The sequence below is a fragment of the Bacillus sp. 41-22 genome, assembly GCF_025809295.1.
GTDB classification, from domain to species: domain Bacteria; phylum Bacillota; class Bacilli; order Bacillales; family Bacillaceae_G; genus Bacillus_A; species Bacillus_A mycoides.
Map to the genome: position 1 here is coordinate 1,578,212 of NZ_CP084035.1, position 13,332 is coordinate 1,591,543.

The 13,332-nt window shown below is 34.5% G+C and carries 19 protein-coding genes and 1 riboswitch; of the genes, 13 read left to right on the plus strand and 6 right to left on the minus strand.

The window, feature by feature from the left end:
* Nucleotides 1-79 precede the first annotated feature (79 nt).
* Nucleotides 80-940 carry a GNAT family N-acetyltransferase gene (locus tag LCF45_RS08065; protein WP_002126512.1) on the plus strand — a complete coding sequence of 287 codons (861 nt, stop codon included), beginning with the start codon at nucleotides 80-82 and terminating at the stop codon, nucleotides 938-940.
* A gap of 42 nt (nucleotides 941-982) precedes the next feature.
* Here the strand turns inward: LCF45_RS08065 and LCF45_RS08070 are convergent, their stop codons facing one another.
* Nucleotides 983-1,543 carry a cysteine hydrolase family protein gene (locus tag LCF45_RS08070; RefSeq protein WP_002186259.1) on the minus strand — a complete coding sequence of 187 codons (561 nt, stop codon included), beginning with the start codon at nucleotides 1,541-1,543 and terminating at the stop codon, nucleotides 983-985.
* A 182-nt stretch (nucleotides 1,544-1,725) separates the two neighbouring features.
* On the opposite strand from LCF45_RS08070, the gene LCF45_RS08075 reads away from it, so the two are divergent.
* Nucleotides 1,726-1,986 carry a DUF6123 family protein gene (locus LCF45_RS08075; RefSeq protein WP_001195213.1) on the plus strand — a complete coding sequence of 87 codons (261 nt, stop codon included), beginning with the start codon at nucleotides 1,726-1,728 and terminating at the stop codon, nucleotides 1,984-1,986.
* Between the two features lie 2 nt (nucleotides 1,987-1,988).
* Here the strand turns inward: LCF45_RS08075 and LCF45_RS08080 are convergent, their stop codons facing one another.
* The 3 genes from LCF45_RS08080 to LCF45_RS08090 form a co-directional block, all read right to left on the minus strand.
* Complete coding sequence (locus tag LCF45_RS08080) at nucleotides 1,989-2,894, minus strand: DMT family transporter (protein ID WP_002126516.1); 906 nt, start codon at nucleotides 2,892-2,894, stop codon at nucleotides 1,989-1,991.
* A 13-nt stretch (nucleotides 2,895-2,907) separates the two neighbouring features.
* Complete coding sequence (locus tag LCF45_RS08085; RefSeq protein WP_002011911.1) at nucleotides 2,908-3,294, minus strand: reverse transcriptase-like protein; 387 nt, start codon at nucleotides 3,292-3,294, stop codon at nucleotides 2,908-2,910.
* Nucleotides 3,295-3,364: 70 nt separating this feature from the next.
* Nucleotides 3,365-4,237, minus strand: coding sequence for an aldose 1-epimerase family protein (locus tag LCF45_RS08090; RefSeq protein ID WP_002126520.1), 873 nt, complete (start codon nucleotides 4,235-4,237; stop codon nucleotides 3,365-3,367).
* A 131-nt stretch (nucleotides 4,238-4,368) separates the two neighbouring features.
* Nucleotides 4,369-4,413, plus strand: a riboswitch (PreQ1 riboswitch).
* Between the two features lie 6 nt (nucleotides 4,414-4,419).
* On the opposite strand from LCF45_RS08090, the gene LCF45_RS08095 reads away from it, so the two are divergent.
* The 3 genes from LCF45_RS08095 to LCF45_RS08105 all read left to right on the plus strand — a co-directional run bounded on the left by LCF45_RS08095 (nucleotide 4,420) and on the right by LCF45_RS08105 (nucleotide 5,881).
* Complete coding sequence (locus LCF45_RS08095) at nucleotides 4,420-4,908, plus strand: QueT transporter family protein (protein ID WP_002011909.1); 489 nt, start codon at nucleotides 4,420-4,422, stop codon at nucleotides 4,906-4,908.
* Between the two features lie 124 nt (nucleotides 4,909-5,032).
* Nucleotides 5,033-5,692 (plus strand): ribonuclease H family protein, encoded by a 660-nt coding sequence (locus LCF45_RS08100; RefSeq protein WP_002126525.1) that lies wholly within the window; start codon nucleotides 5,033-5,035, stop codon nucleotides 5,690-5,692.
* 12 nt (nucleotides 5,693-5,704) lie between these two features.
* Nucleotides 5,705-5,881, plus strand: a complete 177-nt coding sequence (locus tag LCF45_RS08105; RefSeq protein ID WP_002011906.1) for a zinc-finger domain-containing protein — start codon at nucleotides 5,705-5,707, stop codon at nucleotides 5,879-5,881.
* Between the two features lie 33 nt (nucleotides 5,882-5,914).
* Here LCF45_RS08105 and LCF45_RS08110 read toward each other — a convergent pair whose 3' ends face one another.
* Both LCF45_RS08110 and cspB read right to left on the minus strand, forming a co-directional pair.
* Nucleotides 5,915-6,163 (minus strand): DUF2564 family protein, encoded by a 249-nt coding sequence (locus LCF45_RS08110; RefSeq protein ID WP_002011905.1) that lies wholly within the window; start codon nucleotides 6,161-6,163, stop codon nucleotides 5,915-5,917.
* 119 nt (nucleotides 6,164-6,282) lie between these two features.
* Nucleotides 6,283-6,480: a cold shock-like protein CspB gene (gene cspB, locus LCF45_RS08115; RefSeq protein WP_002011904.1), complete on the minus strand. Its 198-nt coding sequence runs from the start codon at nucleotides 6,478-6,480 to the stop codon at nucleotides 6,283-6,285.
* Between the two features lie 261 nt (nucleotides 6,481-6,741).
* On the opposite strand from cspB, the gene LCF45_RS08120 reads away from it, so the two are divergent.
* From LCF45_RS08120 to LCF45_RS08155, 8 genes are all read left to right on the plus strand, one after another.
* Entirely contained in the window at nucleotides 6,742-7,470 is a 729-nt protein-coding gene (locus LCF45_RS08120; protein ID WP_002030884.1) for a YqcI/YcgG family protein, read from the plus strand.
* A 139-nt stretch (nucleotides 7,471-7,609) separates the two neighbouring features.
* Nucleotides 7,610-8,242: a LysE family transporter gene (locus LCF45_RS08125; RefSeq protein WP_078203023.1), complete on the plus strand. Its 633-nt coding sequence runs from the start codon at nucleotides 7,610-7,612 to the stop codon at nucleotides 8,240-8,242.
* 19 nt (nucleotides 8,243-8,261) lie between these two features.
* Nucleotides 8,262-8,555 carry a hypothetical protein gene (locus LCF45_RS08130; RefSeq protein WP_002011898.1) on the plus strand — a complete coding sequence of 98 codons (294 nt, stop codon included), beginning with the start codon at nucleotides 8,262-8,264 and terminating at the stop codon, nucleotides 8,553-8,555.
* A gap of 82 nt (nucleotides 8,556-8,637) precedes the next feature.
* Nucleotides 8,638-9,267: a sterol desaturase family protein gene (locus LCF45_RS08135; RefSeq protein ID WP_002126527.1), complete on the plus strand. Its 630-nt coding sequence runs from the start codon at nucleotides 8,638-8,640 to the stop codon at nucleotides 9,265-9,267.
* A 236-nt stretch (nucleotides 9,268-9,503) separates the two neighbouring features.
* Nucleotides 9,504-9,845 (plus strand): DUF485 domain-containing protein, encoded by a 342-nt coding sequence (locus tag LCF45_RS08140; RefSeq protein WP_002011894.1) that lies wholly within the window; start codon nucleotides 9,504-9,506, stop codon nucleotides 9,843-9,845.
* A gap of 2 nt (nucleotides 9,846-9,847) precedes the next feature.
* Nucleotides 9,848-11,398: a solute symporter family protein gene (locus LCF45_RS08145; RefSeq protein WP_002011892.1), complete on the plus strand. Its 1,551-nt coding sequence runs from the start codon at nucleotides 9,848-9,850 to the stop codon at nucleotides 11,396-11,398.
* A 189-nt stretch (nucleotides 11,399-11,587) separates the two neighbouring features.
* Entirely contained in the window at nucleotides 11,588-12,937 is a 1,350-nt protein-coding gene (locus LCF45_RS08150; protein WP_002126530.1) for an aspartate aminotransferase family protein, read from the plus strand.
* Nucleotides 12,938-13,017: 80 nt separating this feature from the next.
* Nucleotides 13,018-13,296, plus strand: coding sequence for a DUF3986 family protein (locus tag LCF45_RS08155; protein ID WP_002186254.1), 279 nt, complete (start codon nucleotides 13,018-13,020; stop codon nucleotides 13,294-13,296).
* Nucleotides 13,297-13,332: the final 36 nt, after the last annotated feature.

The following is a 13,332-nucleotide window of genomic DNA, read 5'->3' on the forward strand; positions in this document are numbered from 1 at the left end:
TGTGTGTGAGTGATAAAGGGAAACATGTACAAGTTGATTCATGCAGAATGGTTCAAACGTCTAAAGAAGGAGATGGGGAATGATTGAAGTGGAGATTAGGGTGGAGCGTCTTAGGAAAGGGAAAATAGAGGATATTGTAGCATTATCTTCTCATATTGGCTGGGATTACAACAGAGAGGAAATTGAGATGATTTTGAATACGGGTATAGTATATGGTGTAGTAAATGAGAGAGAAGAGCTTATTGCTAGCGCAGCAATTATACTATACGGGGAGACATTAGCCTCAATTGGAATGGTAATTGTACATCCAGATTATAAAGGAAGAGGGATTGGAAAGATAATAACGGATTTATGTGTGAAAAGCGTATTAACTCAAACCCCCATTATGCTTATTGCCACGGATGAGGGAAAAATTTTATATGAAAAACTAGGATTCAGGGCTGTTAGTTATGTTTCTAAATACATATGTAACTCGTACAATGCGAATTACCATTGTGTAGGAAATGAAGAGTATATTGTGAATTATGAAGAACGTGATTTAGAAGAAATAATACAAATAGATAAAGATGCATTTGGAACAAATAGAGAAGAGTTTTTAAAGTATCGAATTATTCAAAGTGAACAATGTATTGTTACAAAGGATGCACAACAAAATGTATTAGGTTACGGTTTAAGTATACAAACGCCAGAAAATAAAATAATAGGGCCGGTCGTTGCTAAAAATGATGCGATGGCAATGAGAATGGTACATTATTTAGCAAGAGAGCATCATGGTAAATTAAGAATTGATGTACCAGAAGGAAAGAAAGGTTTCATGAAAGAATTAGAGATTACTGGTTTTCAAAAGGTTAATACCCCACCAATTATGATAAAAAATAGTGATCAATTTTTGAAAAGAAATGGAGAACTATACAGTATTGCAGCGCAAATTTTTGGATAAAAAAGAATCCTTTTGTGAAAAGGATTCTTTTTTATAGCCAAATTAATCGCGATATTGATCATGAATAGGTTGAAAAAGGTCTTCCTCGACATCTCTAACCATTGAAAAATGATCAACGTTATAATGTCCATGTAGAGTTTTATTATGATGACCAATAATTTGCTCTGCAGATAACACGTTAGAATCAGTTGTGGAATGACCATTTTTAATTAATGTAACGTCAAATCCTTGTACAGTTGCTGTTCTAACGGCGGTATCGATGCAATGTTCTGTTTTACATCCACCGATAACGATATGGCTAATCTTCTCTTCTTTTAAAAGTTCAAGTAAAGAAGTGCCATAGAATGCGTTTGTTGCTGCTTTATTAATAAGGATTGCAGACTGAGGTACTTTAATTTGATTATGTACTTCAAATCCTTCTCCGCTACCAGAAGCAACATCGATATCTCTTACGAAAACAATAAGGGCATTTGAATCTATTGCTTTCTGTACGGCTGTATTTAGTGTAGATAATAGCTCGGTTTTACGAAAAACTTCATTTTCTTGTTCATTTCCATCCATTAATTCTTGCTGAGCATCGATAATTAATAGTGCTTGTTTCATTCGATATCCCCTTTAATATAAAATAAATTCCACTTTACATATTCTTTTATATTGTAAGGAACTCCTCTTTTTTCTAAGAAGTAGACGATAGATTTACAAAGTTGTCAAATAAATTTCATTCTCATAGAGTATAAAAACATGTATGATAGGAAGTGGAGAATTTTTGAGTAGGTGGGAATATCATGCAAACAGTAGAAGATTATCTTTCATTCTTACATACGAAAGGATTTAAATTATCAGAGGAAGCACAAGGATTTATTATGTTCGGACAAGGATATACTGGTGCATCTGATGGGATTGTGAACGTAGCAATAGAAGCGACGATTAAACATCAATTACAGTTTGATGGCAGTTATTTTGTTGCGTTATTAGAACGCTTGAAAGAAGAAGAAATTACAGATAAAAAAAGCGCTAAGGCTTTTATGCGGAAGTTACAAGCGTAACTTCACGCAGCCCGCGCTTCTTTTTTCGTTTTAGAAGGTAGTTCAACAAAAACCATGCCTAGGAAAATACATAAACAACCGATAATGGCAGAAATAGAAAGTTGTTCGTTTGCAACTAGAACGCCTGTTAATGCAGCAAAAACGGGCTCCATTGCAAAAATAATTGCTACTCTTGTTGGAGAAGTATGTTTTTGTGCCGATGTTTGAATGAAAAAAGCAATGGATGTCGCAAATAGGGAAGTTAGAAATAGAGCGAATAAAAAGGATTGATTCGTCCATAGTGAAACTGAAAATAATTTTTCCCAATCTTCAAACAAAAAAGCGCAAATAGAAGAAAATATACCGACAGCTAATACTTGAGAGGTGCTTAGTAATAAAGGTGATATTTTCTTAGAAAAGAAACCGTTAACAAGAATATGGGCAGCAAAAGCAACTGCACAACCGAGAACGAGTATATCTCCAATGTTTAATTGAAAAGAATCACCAGCCGTTAATAAGTATAAACCTGCTGTTGCTACAGCAATGCCCATTACGATAAAAATGGTAGCTTTTTGTTTTAAAAAAATAAAAGACAAAATTGGTACCATAACGATACTAAGCCCTGTTAAGAAACCAGCTTTTGAAGAAGTTGTATAAAGTAAGCCGAATGTTTGTAATACATAGCCAATACATAAAAAGAATCCAACAATTAATCCAGCGAAGCTACTCTGTTTTATATCTTGTTTTGAAGCTCTTTTTGAGAAAATCATTTGAACGAATAATAAAATAATTCCAGCGAATAAAAAGCGAATACCATTAAAAGTAAATGGACCAACGAAAGACATAGCATTTTGAACGACAACAAACGTAGCTCCCCAAATAAAAGAGACAAATAATAAAGCAAGAGGAGCAACCCAATCTTTTTTCACACTCATACCCCCGTTAATTTTGTAAGATAGCTTTTCTAGCTAATTCATCAGCAACTTTATTTTGACTACTTGGAATCCACTTAATAAAAAAGAGATCGAAACTTTTTATGTACTGCAGTGCTTCCTCTAATAGTGGTGCAAATATTTTATTTTTTGCGTATTCTTTTTCGACAGCTCGCTCGACAAGCTGCGAATCGGTACGAAAAGAGACAATGTTATAATTATGCTCCGTGCAATATTTTAATGCCGCAAGTAAAGCGTGGTATTCTGCTTCATGATTGGACATTGTCCCAAGGGGCAATGATAACTGTACAGCTGGTTGCACCCCTTTAATAAACACTCCTGCACCAGAAGGACCAGGATTTCCTTTTGATGCACCATCAATATATACTTCAATCAAAATGAGAAACCTCCAAATTATAAGATGATCCCCTACTTATATGTTTCTTTGAAGTAGGGGATAGAGTGACTTAGCCGATTGTAATACTATAACGACATGTAAATGTTTCATTCGTTTGTAAAGATTGAATTCCTTTTTTTTCCTTGAAATCTTTTGCCGGATTTACTTCATCAGCAATCCCGTACCAAGGTTCAATACATAAGAAAGGTGCGTTCTCGCCTGGTGTCCATACACCGACAAATGGGAATCCGTCAAATTCTACTTTTACAAATTTATTATGTTTATGAGAACGAATAGAGATTTCATCCGTATTCATATTTTCAAAAATAAGTGCATCATTTTTGAATAAATCGTATGTAAGTGGTAATTCATTCGTATTTTCAGCGATTAATTGCTTTTTACTTGAAAGATAAGGTCCTTCTAATACGCTTGTTTCTAAGCGTTCAGAACCATTAAATGCTAAATGATAATCAGTAAATGATTCGCCCTCTAATAAGGGGAAGTTGAAACCAGGATGTGCTCCGATTGAGAAGAACATCTCTTTTGAAGCAGGATTATTTACTTCATATGTTACATGAACGATTTGTCCATCTAGCTCATAAGAAACGAGTAATTCGAATTCGTATGGGTATTTTTTTAATGTTTCTTCATTACTAGTAACAATATAAGTAATATTCGTTTCACTTTGTTCTTTTACAGAGAATGTAAGATCACGAGCAAAGCCGTGTTGTGTTAAAGAATATGGTTTACCATCTACGTAGTATGTATTATCTACTAATCGGCCGACAATTGGGAATAAAATTGGTGCGCGGCGCCCCCAATAAGTAGAATCGCCTTGCCATAAGTATTCAGTGTTATCTTCTTTTAAGCGAACGCTTTGTAATTCTGCACCTTTGTCAGAAATGGAAACGATCACTTTTTCATTTTGAATTGTTGCTGTCATGAAGTGAAACCTCCTAAATCTTTCATATGTTTTATTATACGTTGTCCAAAAGAAAAAAGGTAGTAAATGATAGGAATCTATTGACGAAAGAGTGCCTATTGAGTAAAATATAATCTTGTTGCTTAAAAACGAATAACGTGGTTCGAAACCATCCCACGTAAAAAAACTAAGGAGATTTTGTCATGAATATAAGGACATTAGTCGGTAATGGTATTTTAGCGGCATTATATATTGCTGTTTCCATGCTTATTCAGCCATTTGGCTTTACCAGTGTACAGTTTCGTATTTCAGAGATGTTTAATCATCTCGTTGTATTCAATAAGAAAGCAATTTACGGGATTGTATTAGGTGTATTTTTAACGAATCTCTTTTTCTCACCTATGATCGCTTATGATTTAGTATTTGGAGTAGGGCAATCCATTCTTGCATTACTTGCAACTATTATTTCTATGCGCTTCATTAAAGGTGTTTGGGCTCGTATGATTTTTAATACAGTTATTTTTACAGTCACAATGTTTATGATTGCAATTGAACTTCATCTTGCGTTTGATCTGCCATTTTTATTGACATGGCTAACTTGTGCAGTTGGTGAATTTGTTGTAATGGCAATTGGTATGCCTGTAATGTACTGGATTAATAAGCGAGTGCAATTTGAAAGATTTATGCAATAGATGAAAGAGCTGTCCTTACTTAGGATGGCTCTTTTTGTCTGTGATTAAATTGTATATAATACTGTGACTCTTGATAAAATATAATAAAATAAATATAAGAAGTCTTATAAAAGGGGAATCTAGTATGAAATATAAAATACATTGGTTGTATAAAACGAAGCGTGGTTTACAAACTGAATTAACAACAGATTATATGAACATAGAAGAAGTACTTCAATTTGCGGAGGATTTTGAGAAAACAGGTAGGGTGAAAGAACTTTTATTTTTCGATGAAATGGACGCGGAATGGTCATTAAAAGAAATGAAAAAACTGAGTAAGCAAGTGGAGGAAGACCCGCAAGAAATTCAAGTTTATTTTGATGGTGGTTATGATGTACAGACGAAAGAAGCTGGGGTTGGTATATGTGTATACTATAAAAAAGGAAATACAAATTACCGAATTCGTCGCAATGCATACATAGAAGGCATATATGATAATAACGAAGCGGAGTATGCAGCATTATTATACGGGATGAATACACTCGAGGAATTAGGAATTAAATATGAAGCAGTTACACTTCGTGGAGATTCTCAAGTTGTACTGCAGCAATTAGCTGGTGAATGGCCTTGCTATGATGAACATTTAAATCATTACTTAGATCAAATTGAACAAAAAGCGAAGCAAATGAAATTAAAGCTTATTTGTGAACCGATATCTAGAAAGCAAAATAAAGAGGCACATCAATTAGCAGCGCAAGCATTAGAAGGGACGACAATTGATAGTCATAAAGAAATAACCGAATAGAGAGGTGCACACGTGAAGAAGAAGCAACTCATTACAGAGGTAAATGACTTATTAGAAACGTATTGCGGAGGGTGTTTCCTGCAGGAACATAATCGGAAAAATCATAGTAAATACTATGCCCATTCTTTTTGTATACGGCAATGTACGGTTGGAGAGAAGTTGAAAAAGTATGGGGAGCAATTGTCATAAAAAAACATCCAGAGAATTTTCTCTGGATGTTTTTTAGTGCTTCGCTTCATGTAATTGATGCTCGCATTTACTTAATTTTTTTTCTTCATTCATTAGAAATGGCTCATCTAAATCCGTTGCAACGGATTTCATGATTTCAAGCTGAGAACGAGCCGATTCTACTGCAGTAGTGGCATGCTCTAATGTGTCTGGATCCATTGAAATTGTTGCAGAACCTACCATTTTTTGTGCAGTTTCTACACGGAATTTTACTTCTTCAAAATCATTTACATGTGACCCCATTGTTATTGCCTCCTTTGTATTTTGCGCATTTCACATAGTTTTTGCTCTGGAAAACGGAAATATACAAAGGAATAACAAAGGAGGTTACCAAGTAAGGTAACCTCCTGTCATATGTGGGATTAAAGTTTTGCTACGTTAGCAGCTTGAGGTCCACGGTTTCCTTCAGTAATGTCGAAAGATACTTCTTGACCTTCCTCTAAAGCTTTGTAGCCGTCGCTTTGAATAGCAGAGAAATGTACGAATACATCTTCAGAGCCTTCCATTTCGATAAATCCAAAACCTTTTTCATTGTTAAACCATTTTACTTTTCCTTGCATGTCACAATTCCTCCTAAAAACGATTCCTTTTTTCATTTAGTGAAATTCATTAAAAAAATAATAAAAATAAAAAATGCTATATTCTCGAATATTCTGCTAAATGATTAATTTAAATATACATGAATTGGTAGAATTTAGTCAAGTAAGCGTTTTAAAAATTTTGTATTTTGAATTAATTTTTTCTTGAATTTTTAAAAAGGTATAGGACAAGCCGAGTATGTAATATTCTTAAGTGAATGCTGTACATAATGAGGTGAAAGAATGGATGAGTCTTATTTATTAGATAATGAAGGGATGAAAAATAGAGTCGACATACCGAATTGGGTTGCAAAAGAATTTCATGATTTTTCGAGTGTCGTGTTAGAACCAACCTTCCCGTGTTATTTCGGTTTAACAGCTTTGAAGAAGAATGAACTTCGTTATTCATTTCTCTCTCATAATGATTGGAGTCATTTGCCCAATACAATGTTAACTTTTTTGGAGCTAATGAAAGAGCGGCCGATTGTAAGAAGAGGATTTTTTCTTTTTGTGGAACCGGAATGTGAAGAAAAATCAATCGAATATTATCGAGATTATTTTTGGAAAGTACTACAATATTTGCATGAACAAGATAATCAATTATGGCCAAAGCAAATCCCGAAAAATCCAGACCATCATTTATGGGAATTTTCATTTGGTGGTGAACCAATATTTGCATTTGGGAATGCGCCAGCTTATAAACAGCGAAAGACTAGGCATTTAGGAAATTCTCTCGTTATTGGATTCCAGCCACGAACTATTTTCGATGGATTAGAAGGAGATCGTCCTAAAGGGTCGTATTCAAGACAAATGGTCCGTGAACGAGTTGAAAAGTGGGATCAGTTGCCGAAGCACCCTAACATTAGTCACTACGGCGATCCTAATCATCGTGAATGGAAACAATATTTCATAGGGGATGATATTGAGCCGATTAAAGGTAAATGTCCTTTTCATCATAGGGTAGAGAAATAAGAGCCATCAACTGGATGGCTCTTTTGCATATTTTGGATAAAAAAGGGTATTGTATTATTGAATAATTTTTATGAAAGCTAGTCTATTTTCTTTATTTGCATCATTACTTAATAGTAAAAGAAGTAGAAAGGATAGAGTGATGTTTGGAGCAATTATACAACAAATAGTATTAGGTATTTCATTAGCTGCACCTGTAGGTCCGATTAATATTGAAATGTTAAAACGAGGAATTGAACGTGGATTTTGGCATGCGTGGATTGTTGGAATCGGAGGAATGACTGCTGATATTTTGTTTATGCTGCTTATTTATTTTGGTTTATCTTCTGTGTTTATGTATACATATGTACAAGCTTTTATGTATTGCGCTGGTTTTTTCTTGTTGTTTTATTTAGGGTTTCAAAGTGTAAAACAAGGAATTTCTCACTCTAATATGGAATATAAACAAGAAGAGATAGGTGGACTTAAACAATCTTTTATGGCAGGATTTCTAATTGCGATATCCAATCCATTAAATCTCGTTTTTTGGTTTGGTATATATGGAAGTACACTTAGTTCGTTGCTTACAAAGGTAACGAAACAAGAAGCTTTTTTGTACAGTCTTTGTATTATTATTGGTATTATTTTGTGGAATTTAAATATTGCTTTTTCTGTACATTTTGGAAGAACTTTATTAAAGAAAAAAGCACTTGGCTATATTACAGCCGGAGCAGGTATTATTTTAGTAGGATATTCTATCCATTTTGCATACAAAGCTTTACAGTTATTCATATAAGATTGAAGGGGAGATTTTTATGTATCGAACCACTATTGACGGAAAAGAAATTATCATCACTTTAGCACCAAAAATCCGAAAAGAAATTACTGATAGGAATCCACTATATGAAGCGGTATTTAAAAATGCAGCAAGGTTACTGCAAACGAAACAACCAACGTTTGCGGTAAATCATGAAGTATTTGGTCTCATTATTGGAGAAGTACAAAGAGGAGAAGTAACAGTGTTTGCAGTAGAACACATTATTCCGAAGCAAAATATATTTGGTCCGAACACTTTTTTCTCGACAATAGAACAGCAGGCAAATTTGTAAAGTGAATAGAATAAGAATGAAATAGAAAAAAATGGTCGTAACGATATGTTGCGGCTGTTTTGGTGGAAAAGGGGGAAGTAAGATGAAGAGAGTGGTGAAAGAGTTTTTTTTACAACATGATATTGTTATTATGTATAGTGTTCTATTAATTTTTATTATTATTTTAAAAATGCAATTTTTTACATGGATTGGTATGTTAGCGTGTATGTTTGGGATTGTTTTTTATACGTTTAACGAATATATGACACACCGTTTTTTATTCCATTTAAAGCCGCCTAAAAACGCATTTTTATTAAAAATGTTAAGAAGATTACATTATGATCATCACGTATATCCAGATGATTTAAAACTTTTATTTTTGCCTGTATGGTTTAGTATACCTAGCTTTACTATATATTTACTTATAACGTATGGTATTACAAAAAGTGTTACTGTTACACTTTCATTCGGAATCGGAATGATTATCATGCTCCTCGTTTATGAATGGAAACATTATATTGCACATAAACCGATTCGTCCCTTCACTAAGTTTGGAAGATGGCTAAAAAAACAGCACATATTACACCATTATAAAAATGAAAAGTTTTGGTTCGGAGTTTCAAATCCAGTATTCGATTTTATATTTAGAACACTTAAAGATGGAAAAGACGTTGAATTAAGTGAAACAGCTCGTAATTTAGAAAAGGAGACAAAGAAAGAAGTAGTGCGATAAGCACTACTTCTTTCTTCTATTTTAATGGGAATAAAAGTTTAATCGAATCAATCAAATTTTATGTTAAAAAAGTATATTGAAAATTTAGGAGAAAATGACGAAAAATGTCTATCGGAAAATCTTTGCAGGAATGTACGGATTGTCTAAAATGAAAATAAGTTTCTGAATATTTATAAAATTTAGTATTTATGTATGCAAGGTGAATTGTATTTTAAGTTAAGAGAGGGGACCAGAGAATGAAACGAGATGATACGTCAGCACGTAAGTTAAAAAATGAGGTGAATTATACAGAAGTTGTTCAGTCTGAAGAGTTTCAATTGTTATTAAATACGAAAAAGAAGTTTATCATTCCGATGAGTATTTTCTTTTTAAGTTTTTTTATAGCACTACCTATTTTAACATCGTATTCAAAGGTGCTTAATACACCGGCATTTGGTGATGTGACATGGGCATGGGTATTTGCTTTTGCGCAATTTATTATGACATGGTCATTATGTATGATTTACAGCAAGAAAGCCGAATCCTTTGATGAAATTTCGCAAAAAATTCTGCAAGATATGCAAAAAGGGAGGGGCTGAATTTGAATACTACTGCGTTTGCACTATTTTTAATTATTGTTCTTGGTACGCTCGTCATAACCTATTTTGCATCAAAAAAAACGAAAAATGCGAGTGAATTTTATACGGCTGGAGGGGGATTAACTGGCTGGCAAAATGGTCTGGCTATTGCTGGGGATTACATGTCTGCTGCGTCATTTCTTGGTATAGCCGGAGCGATAGCGTTAACTGGGTTTGATGGGTTCTTTTATAGTATCGGCTTTTTAGTTGCTTATTTAGTTGTTCTATATCTTGTCGCAGAACCGCTTAGAAATTTAGGGAAGTACACGTTAGCGGATATGATTGCGGCACGTTTTGATGCGAAAAAAGTTCGTGGTATAGCAGCGCTTAATACGATGACGATTTCAATTTTTTATATGATTGCACAATTAGTTGGTGCGGGTGCACTTATTAAACTATTATTAGGTATTGAATATACAACATCTGTATTAATCGTAGGTACACTTATGACTGTGTATGTTATTTTTGGAGGAATGACAGCTACGAGCTGGGTTCAAATTGTAAAGGCTGTACTACTTATGGCAGGGACATTTATTATTTCTGTTATCGTTTTCTCCAAATTTAATTTCAGTGTGACTGAAATGTTCGCTCACATGAAAACAGCTACTCCATTAAAAGATTCGTTTTTAAATCCAGGAGTAAAGTATAAGGATGGTCTTGATACACTTTCTTTAAATTTAGGACTAGTCCTTGGTACAGCGGGATTACCACATATTCTTGTCCGCTTTTTTACAGTACGTGATGCAAAAACTGCACGTCAATCTGTTGTATATGCGACGTGGTTAATTGGCGCGTTTTATATTATGACAATTTTCTTAGGGTTTGGAGCAGCAGCGTTTGTAGGAAATGAGGCGATTATTAAAGCAAACCCTGCTGGTAATATGGCAGCACCTTTATTAGCAAAAGCATTAGGCGGAGATTTCTTATTTGCTTTCGTATCAGCAATTGCTTTTGCAACTATTTTAGCTGTAGTAGCAGGACTTGTGTTAACAGCAGCATCAGCATTCGCGCATGATTTTTATAATGAGATTATCCGTAAAGGAAAATCAACGGAAAAAGAGCAAGTGTCAATGGCTCGTTATGCGTCTATTGGAGTAGCGATAGTATCTATTATACTTGCTTTATTTGCTCAAACATTAAATGTAGCATTTTTAGTATCACTAGCATTTGCGGTTGCAGCGAGTGCAAATTTACCGGTTATATTATTTACAATCTATTGGAAGCGTTTTAATACAACAGGAGCAATTTCTGGTATGATTGTTGGTCTTGTATCAGCGATTGTTCTTGTAGCGTTAAGTCCAAATGTTTGGAACCCAGTAGCTGGAAAAGCTATTTTTGTTGGAGAAGCGATATTCCCATATACGACACCTGGAATTATTTCGATCCCGCTCGGGTTTCTTGCAGCATATTTAGGAACTGTTTTCTCTAGTAAGAAAGAAGATGCAGCGAAATTTGATGAAATTCTTGTGAAATCTAATACTGGTCATGGTATTAGTGATGCATCTTCGCATTAAAAAAGAGGAGCTTTTCGAAATATAAGAAAAGCTCCTCTTTCTTTTGACATTTTCTTATAAATATTACTTTAATTTTGGTAGGATTTGTCTTGTGTTTGTGGAATGAAAATAGGCAGGGAGAAATTTAACTCATCATGGCACCAGCGCAGCTTTGTGAAAAATAAGTTGTTATGGAAGGTGGAAGAAATGATGAAGACAAAACAAACCGATGAATTATTAGCAAAAGATGAGCAATATGTGTGGCACGGAATGCGTCCCTTTAGTCCAAGTAGTACAATGGTAGGGGCAAAAGCAGAAGGGTGCTGGGTTGAAGATATACAAGGAAAAAGATACTTAGATGGTATGAGTGGTCTTTGGTGTGTAAATAGCGGATATGGAAGAAAAGAGCTTGCAGAGGCAGCTTATAAGCAATTGCAAACATTATCATATTTTCCGATGTCACAATCACATGAACCAGCAATTAAGCTCGCTGAAAAGTTAAACGAGTGGCTTGGTGGAGAGTATGTTATTTTCTTCTCTAATAGTGGATCAGAAGCGAATGAAACCGCTTTTAAAATAGCAAGACAATATTATGCTCAAAAAGGTGAACCGCATCGTTACAAATTTATGTCACGTTATCGTGGTTATCACGGAAACACAATGGCGACGATGGCAGCGACTGGACAAGCACAGCGTAGATACCAATATGAGCCATTCGCTTCAGGTTTTTTACATGTAACGCCTCCAGATTGTTACCGCATGCCAGAAATGGAATCACAAAATATTTATGATGTAGAATGCGTAAAAGAAGTAGATCGTGTTATGACATGGGAATTAAGTGAAACGATAGCAGCATTTATTATGGAGCCAATTATTACAGGCGGAGGTATTTTAATGCCACCACAAGACTATATGAAAGCAATTCACGAAACATGTCAAAAACACGGAGCACTACTTATAAGTGATGAAGTTATTTGTGGTTTCGGGCGTACAGGAAAAGCATTTGGGTTTATGAACTATGACGTTAAGCCTGATATCGTTACGATGGCAAAAGGTATTACGAGCGCATATTTACCATTATCAGCAACAGCTGTAAAAAAAGAAATTTATGAGGCATTTAAAGGAACAGGAGAATATGAATTCTTCCGCCATATTAATACATTTGGTGGAAATCCAGCGGCTTGTGCATTAGCGCTTAAAAACTTAGAGATTATGGAAAATGAAAATTTAATTGAGCGCTCTGCACAAATGGGTTCACTTTTATTAAATCAATTAAAAGAAGAAATTGGGGCACATCCGCTTGTTGGAAATATTAGAGGGAAAGGGTTATTAGTTGGAATCGAACTAGTAAATGATAAAGCGACGAAAGAACCAATTGATAATGACAAAATTGCAAGTGTTGTAAATGCTTGTAAAGAAAAAGGGCTCATTATTGGGCGTAACGGTATGACAACAGCTGGATATAATAATGTCTTAACATTGGCACCGCCGCTCGTTATATCAAGTGAAGAAATTGCTTTCGTTGTTGGTACGTTGAAGACGGCGATGGAGCGTATTTAATTAATTGAGCGAGCTGTAATATACAGCTCGCTTTTGTTTATTACGTGAAATAGGATAGCTTTTTAAAGGAAGGGATATTAATGGAGAAATATGATCCTAACAAACATTATCACATCGGATATTATGAAGATGGATATGATTTAGAAGTGACAGCGTACAAAAGAATAAATGAACCAATTTGGGATGCCTATATTCCACACTATGAGGTAGATGATTTTTACAAAAAAGTGGAGGAAATGAAGCTAGGTGAATATATAGATGATTATGGCATTAAGGTGTATTCATTTAGTAATGATATCGATGATGAAGAAGCGCGAACTATGTTTGAAAACTGGTTAAAAATGAATGGAATTGTTTAAAGATAAAATGAAAAAGGAGATTGCTATCTTATAAGA

Coding starts and splice junctions, on each gene's coding strand:
- LCF45_RS08065 (WP_002126512.1), top strand. CDS start 80: ATGATTGAAGTGGAGATTAGGGTGGAGCGTCTTAGGAAAGGGAAAATA.
- LCF45_RS08075 (WP_001195213.1), top strand. CDS start 1,726: ATGCAAACAGTAGAAGATTATCTTTCATTCTTACATACGAAAGGATTT.
- LCF45_RS08140 (WP_002011894.1), top strand. CDS start 9,504: ATGAAACGAGATGATACGTCAGCACGTAAGTTAAAAAATGAGGTGAAT.
- LCF45_RS08095 (WP_002011909.1), top strand. CDS start 4,420: ATGAATATAAGGACATTAGTCGGTAATGGTATTTTAGCGGCATTATAT.
- LCF45_RS08150 (WP_002126530.1), top strand. CDS start 11,588: ATGAAGACAAAACAAACCGATGAATTATTAGCAAAAGATGAGCAATAT.
- LCF45_RS08120 (WP_002030884.1), top strand. CDS start 6,742: ATGGATGAGTCTTATTTATTAGATAATGAAGGGATGAAAAATAGAGTC.
- LCF45_RS08110 (WP_002011905.1), bottom strand. CDS start 6,163: ATGGGGTCACATGTAAATGATTTTGAAGAAGTAAAATTCCGTGTAGAA.
- LCF45_RS08070 (WP_002186259.1), bottom strand. CDS start 1,543: ATGAAACAAGCACTATTAATTATCGATGCTCAGCAAGAATTAATGGAT.
- LCF45_RS08100 (WP_002126525.1), top strand. CDS start 5,033: ATGAAATATAAAATACATTGGTTGTATAAAACGAAGCGTGGTTTACAA.
- LCF45_RS08155 (WP_002186254.1), top strand. CDS start 13,018: ATGGAGAAATATGATCCTAACAAACATTATCACATCGGATATTATGAA.
- LCF45_RS08135 (WP_002126527.1), top strand. CDS start 8,638: ATGAAGAGAGTGGTGAAAGAGTTTTTTTTACAACATGATATTGTTATT.
- LCF45_RS08090 (WP_002126520.1), bottom strand. CDS start 4,237: ATGACAGCAACAATTCAAAATGAAAAAGTGATCGTTTCCATTTCTGAC.
- LCF45_RS08125 (WP_078203023.1), top strand. CDS start 7,610: ATGTTTGGAGCAATTATACAACAAATAGTATTAGGTATTTCATTAGCT.
- LCF45_RS08130 (WP_002011898.1), top strand. CDS start 8,262: ATGTATCGAACCACTATTGACGGAAAAGAAATTATCATCACTTTAGCA.
- cspB (WP_002011904.1), bottom strand. CDS start 6,480: ATGCAAGGAAAAGTAAAATGGTTTAACAATGAAAAAGGTTTTGGATTT.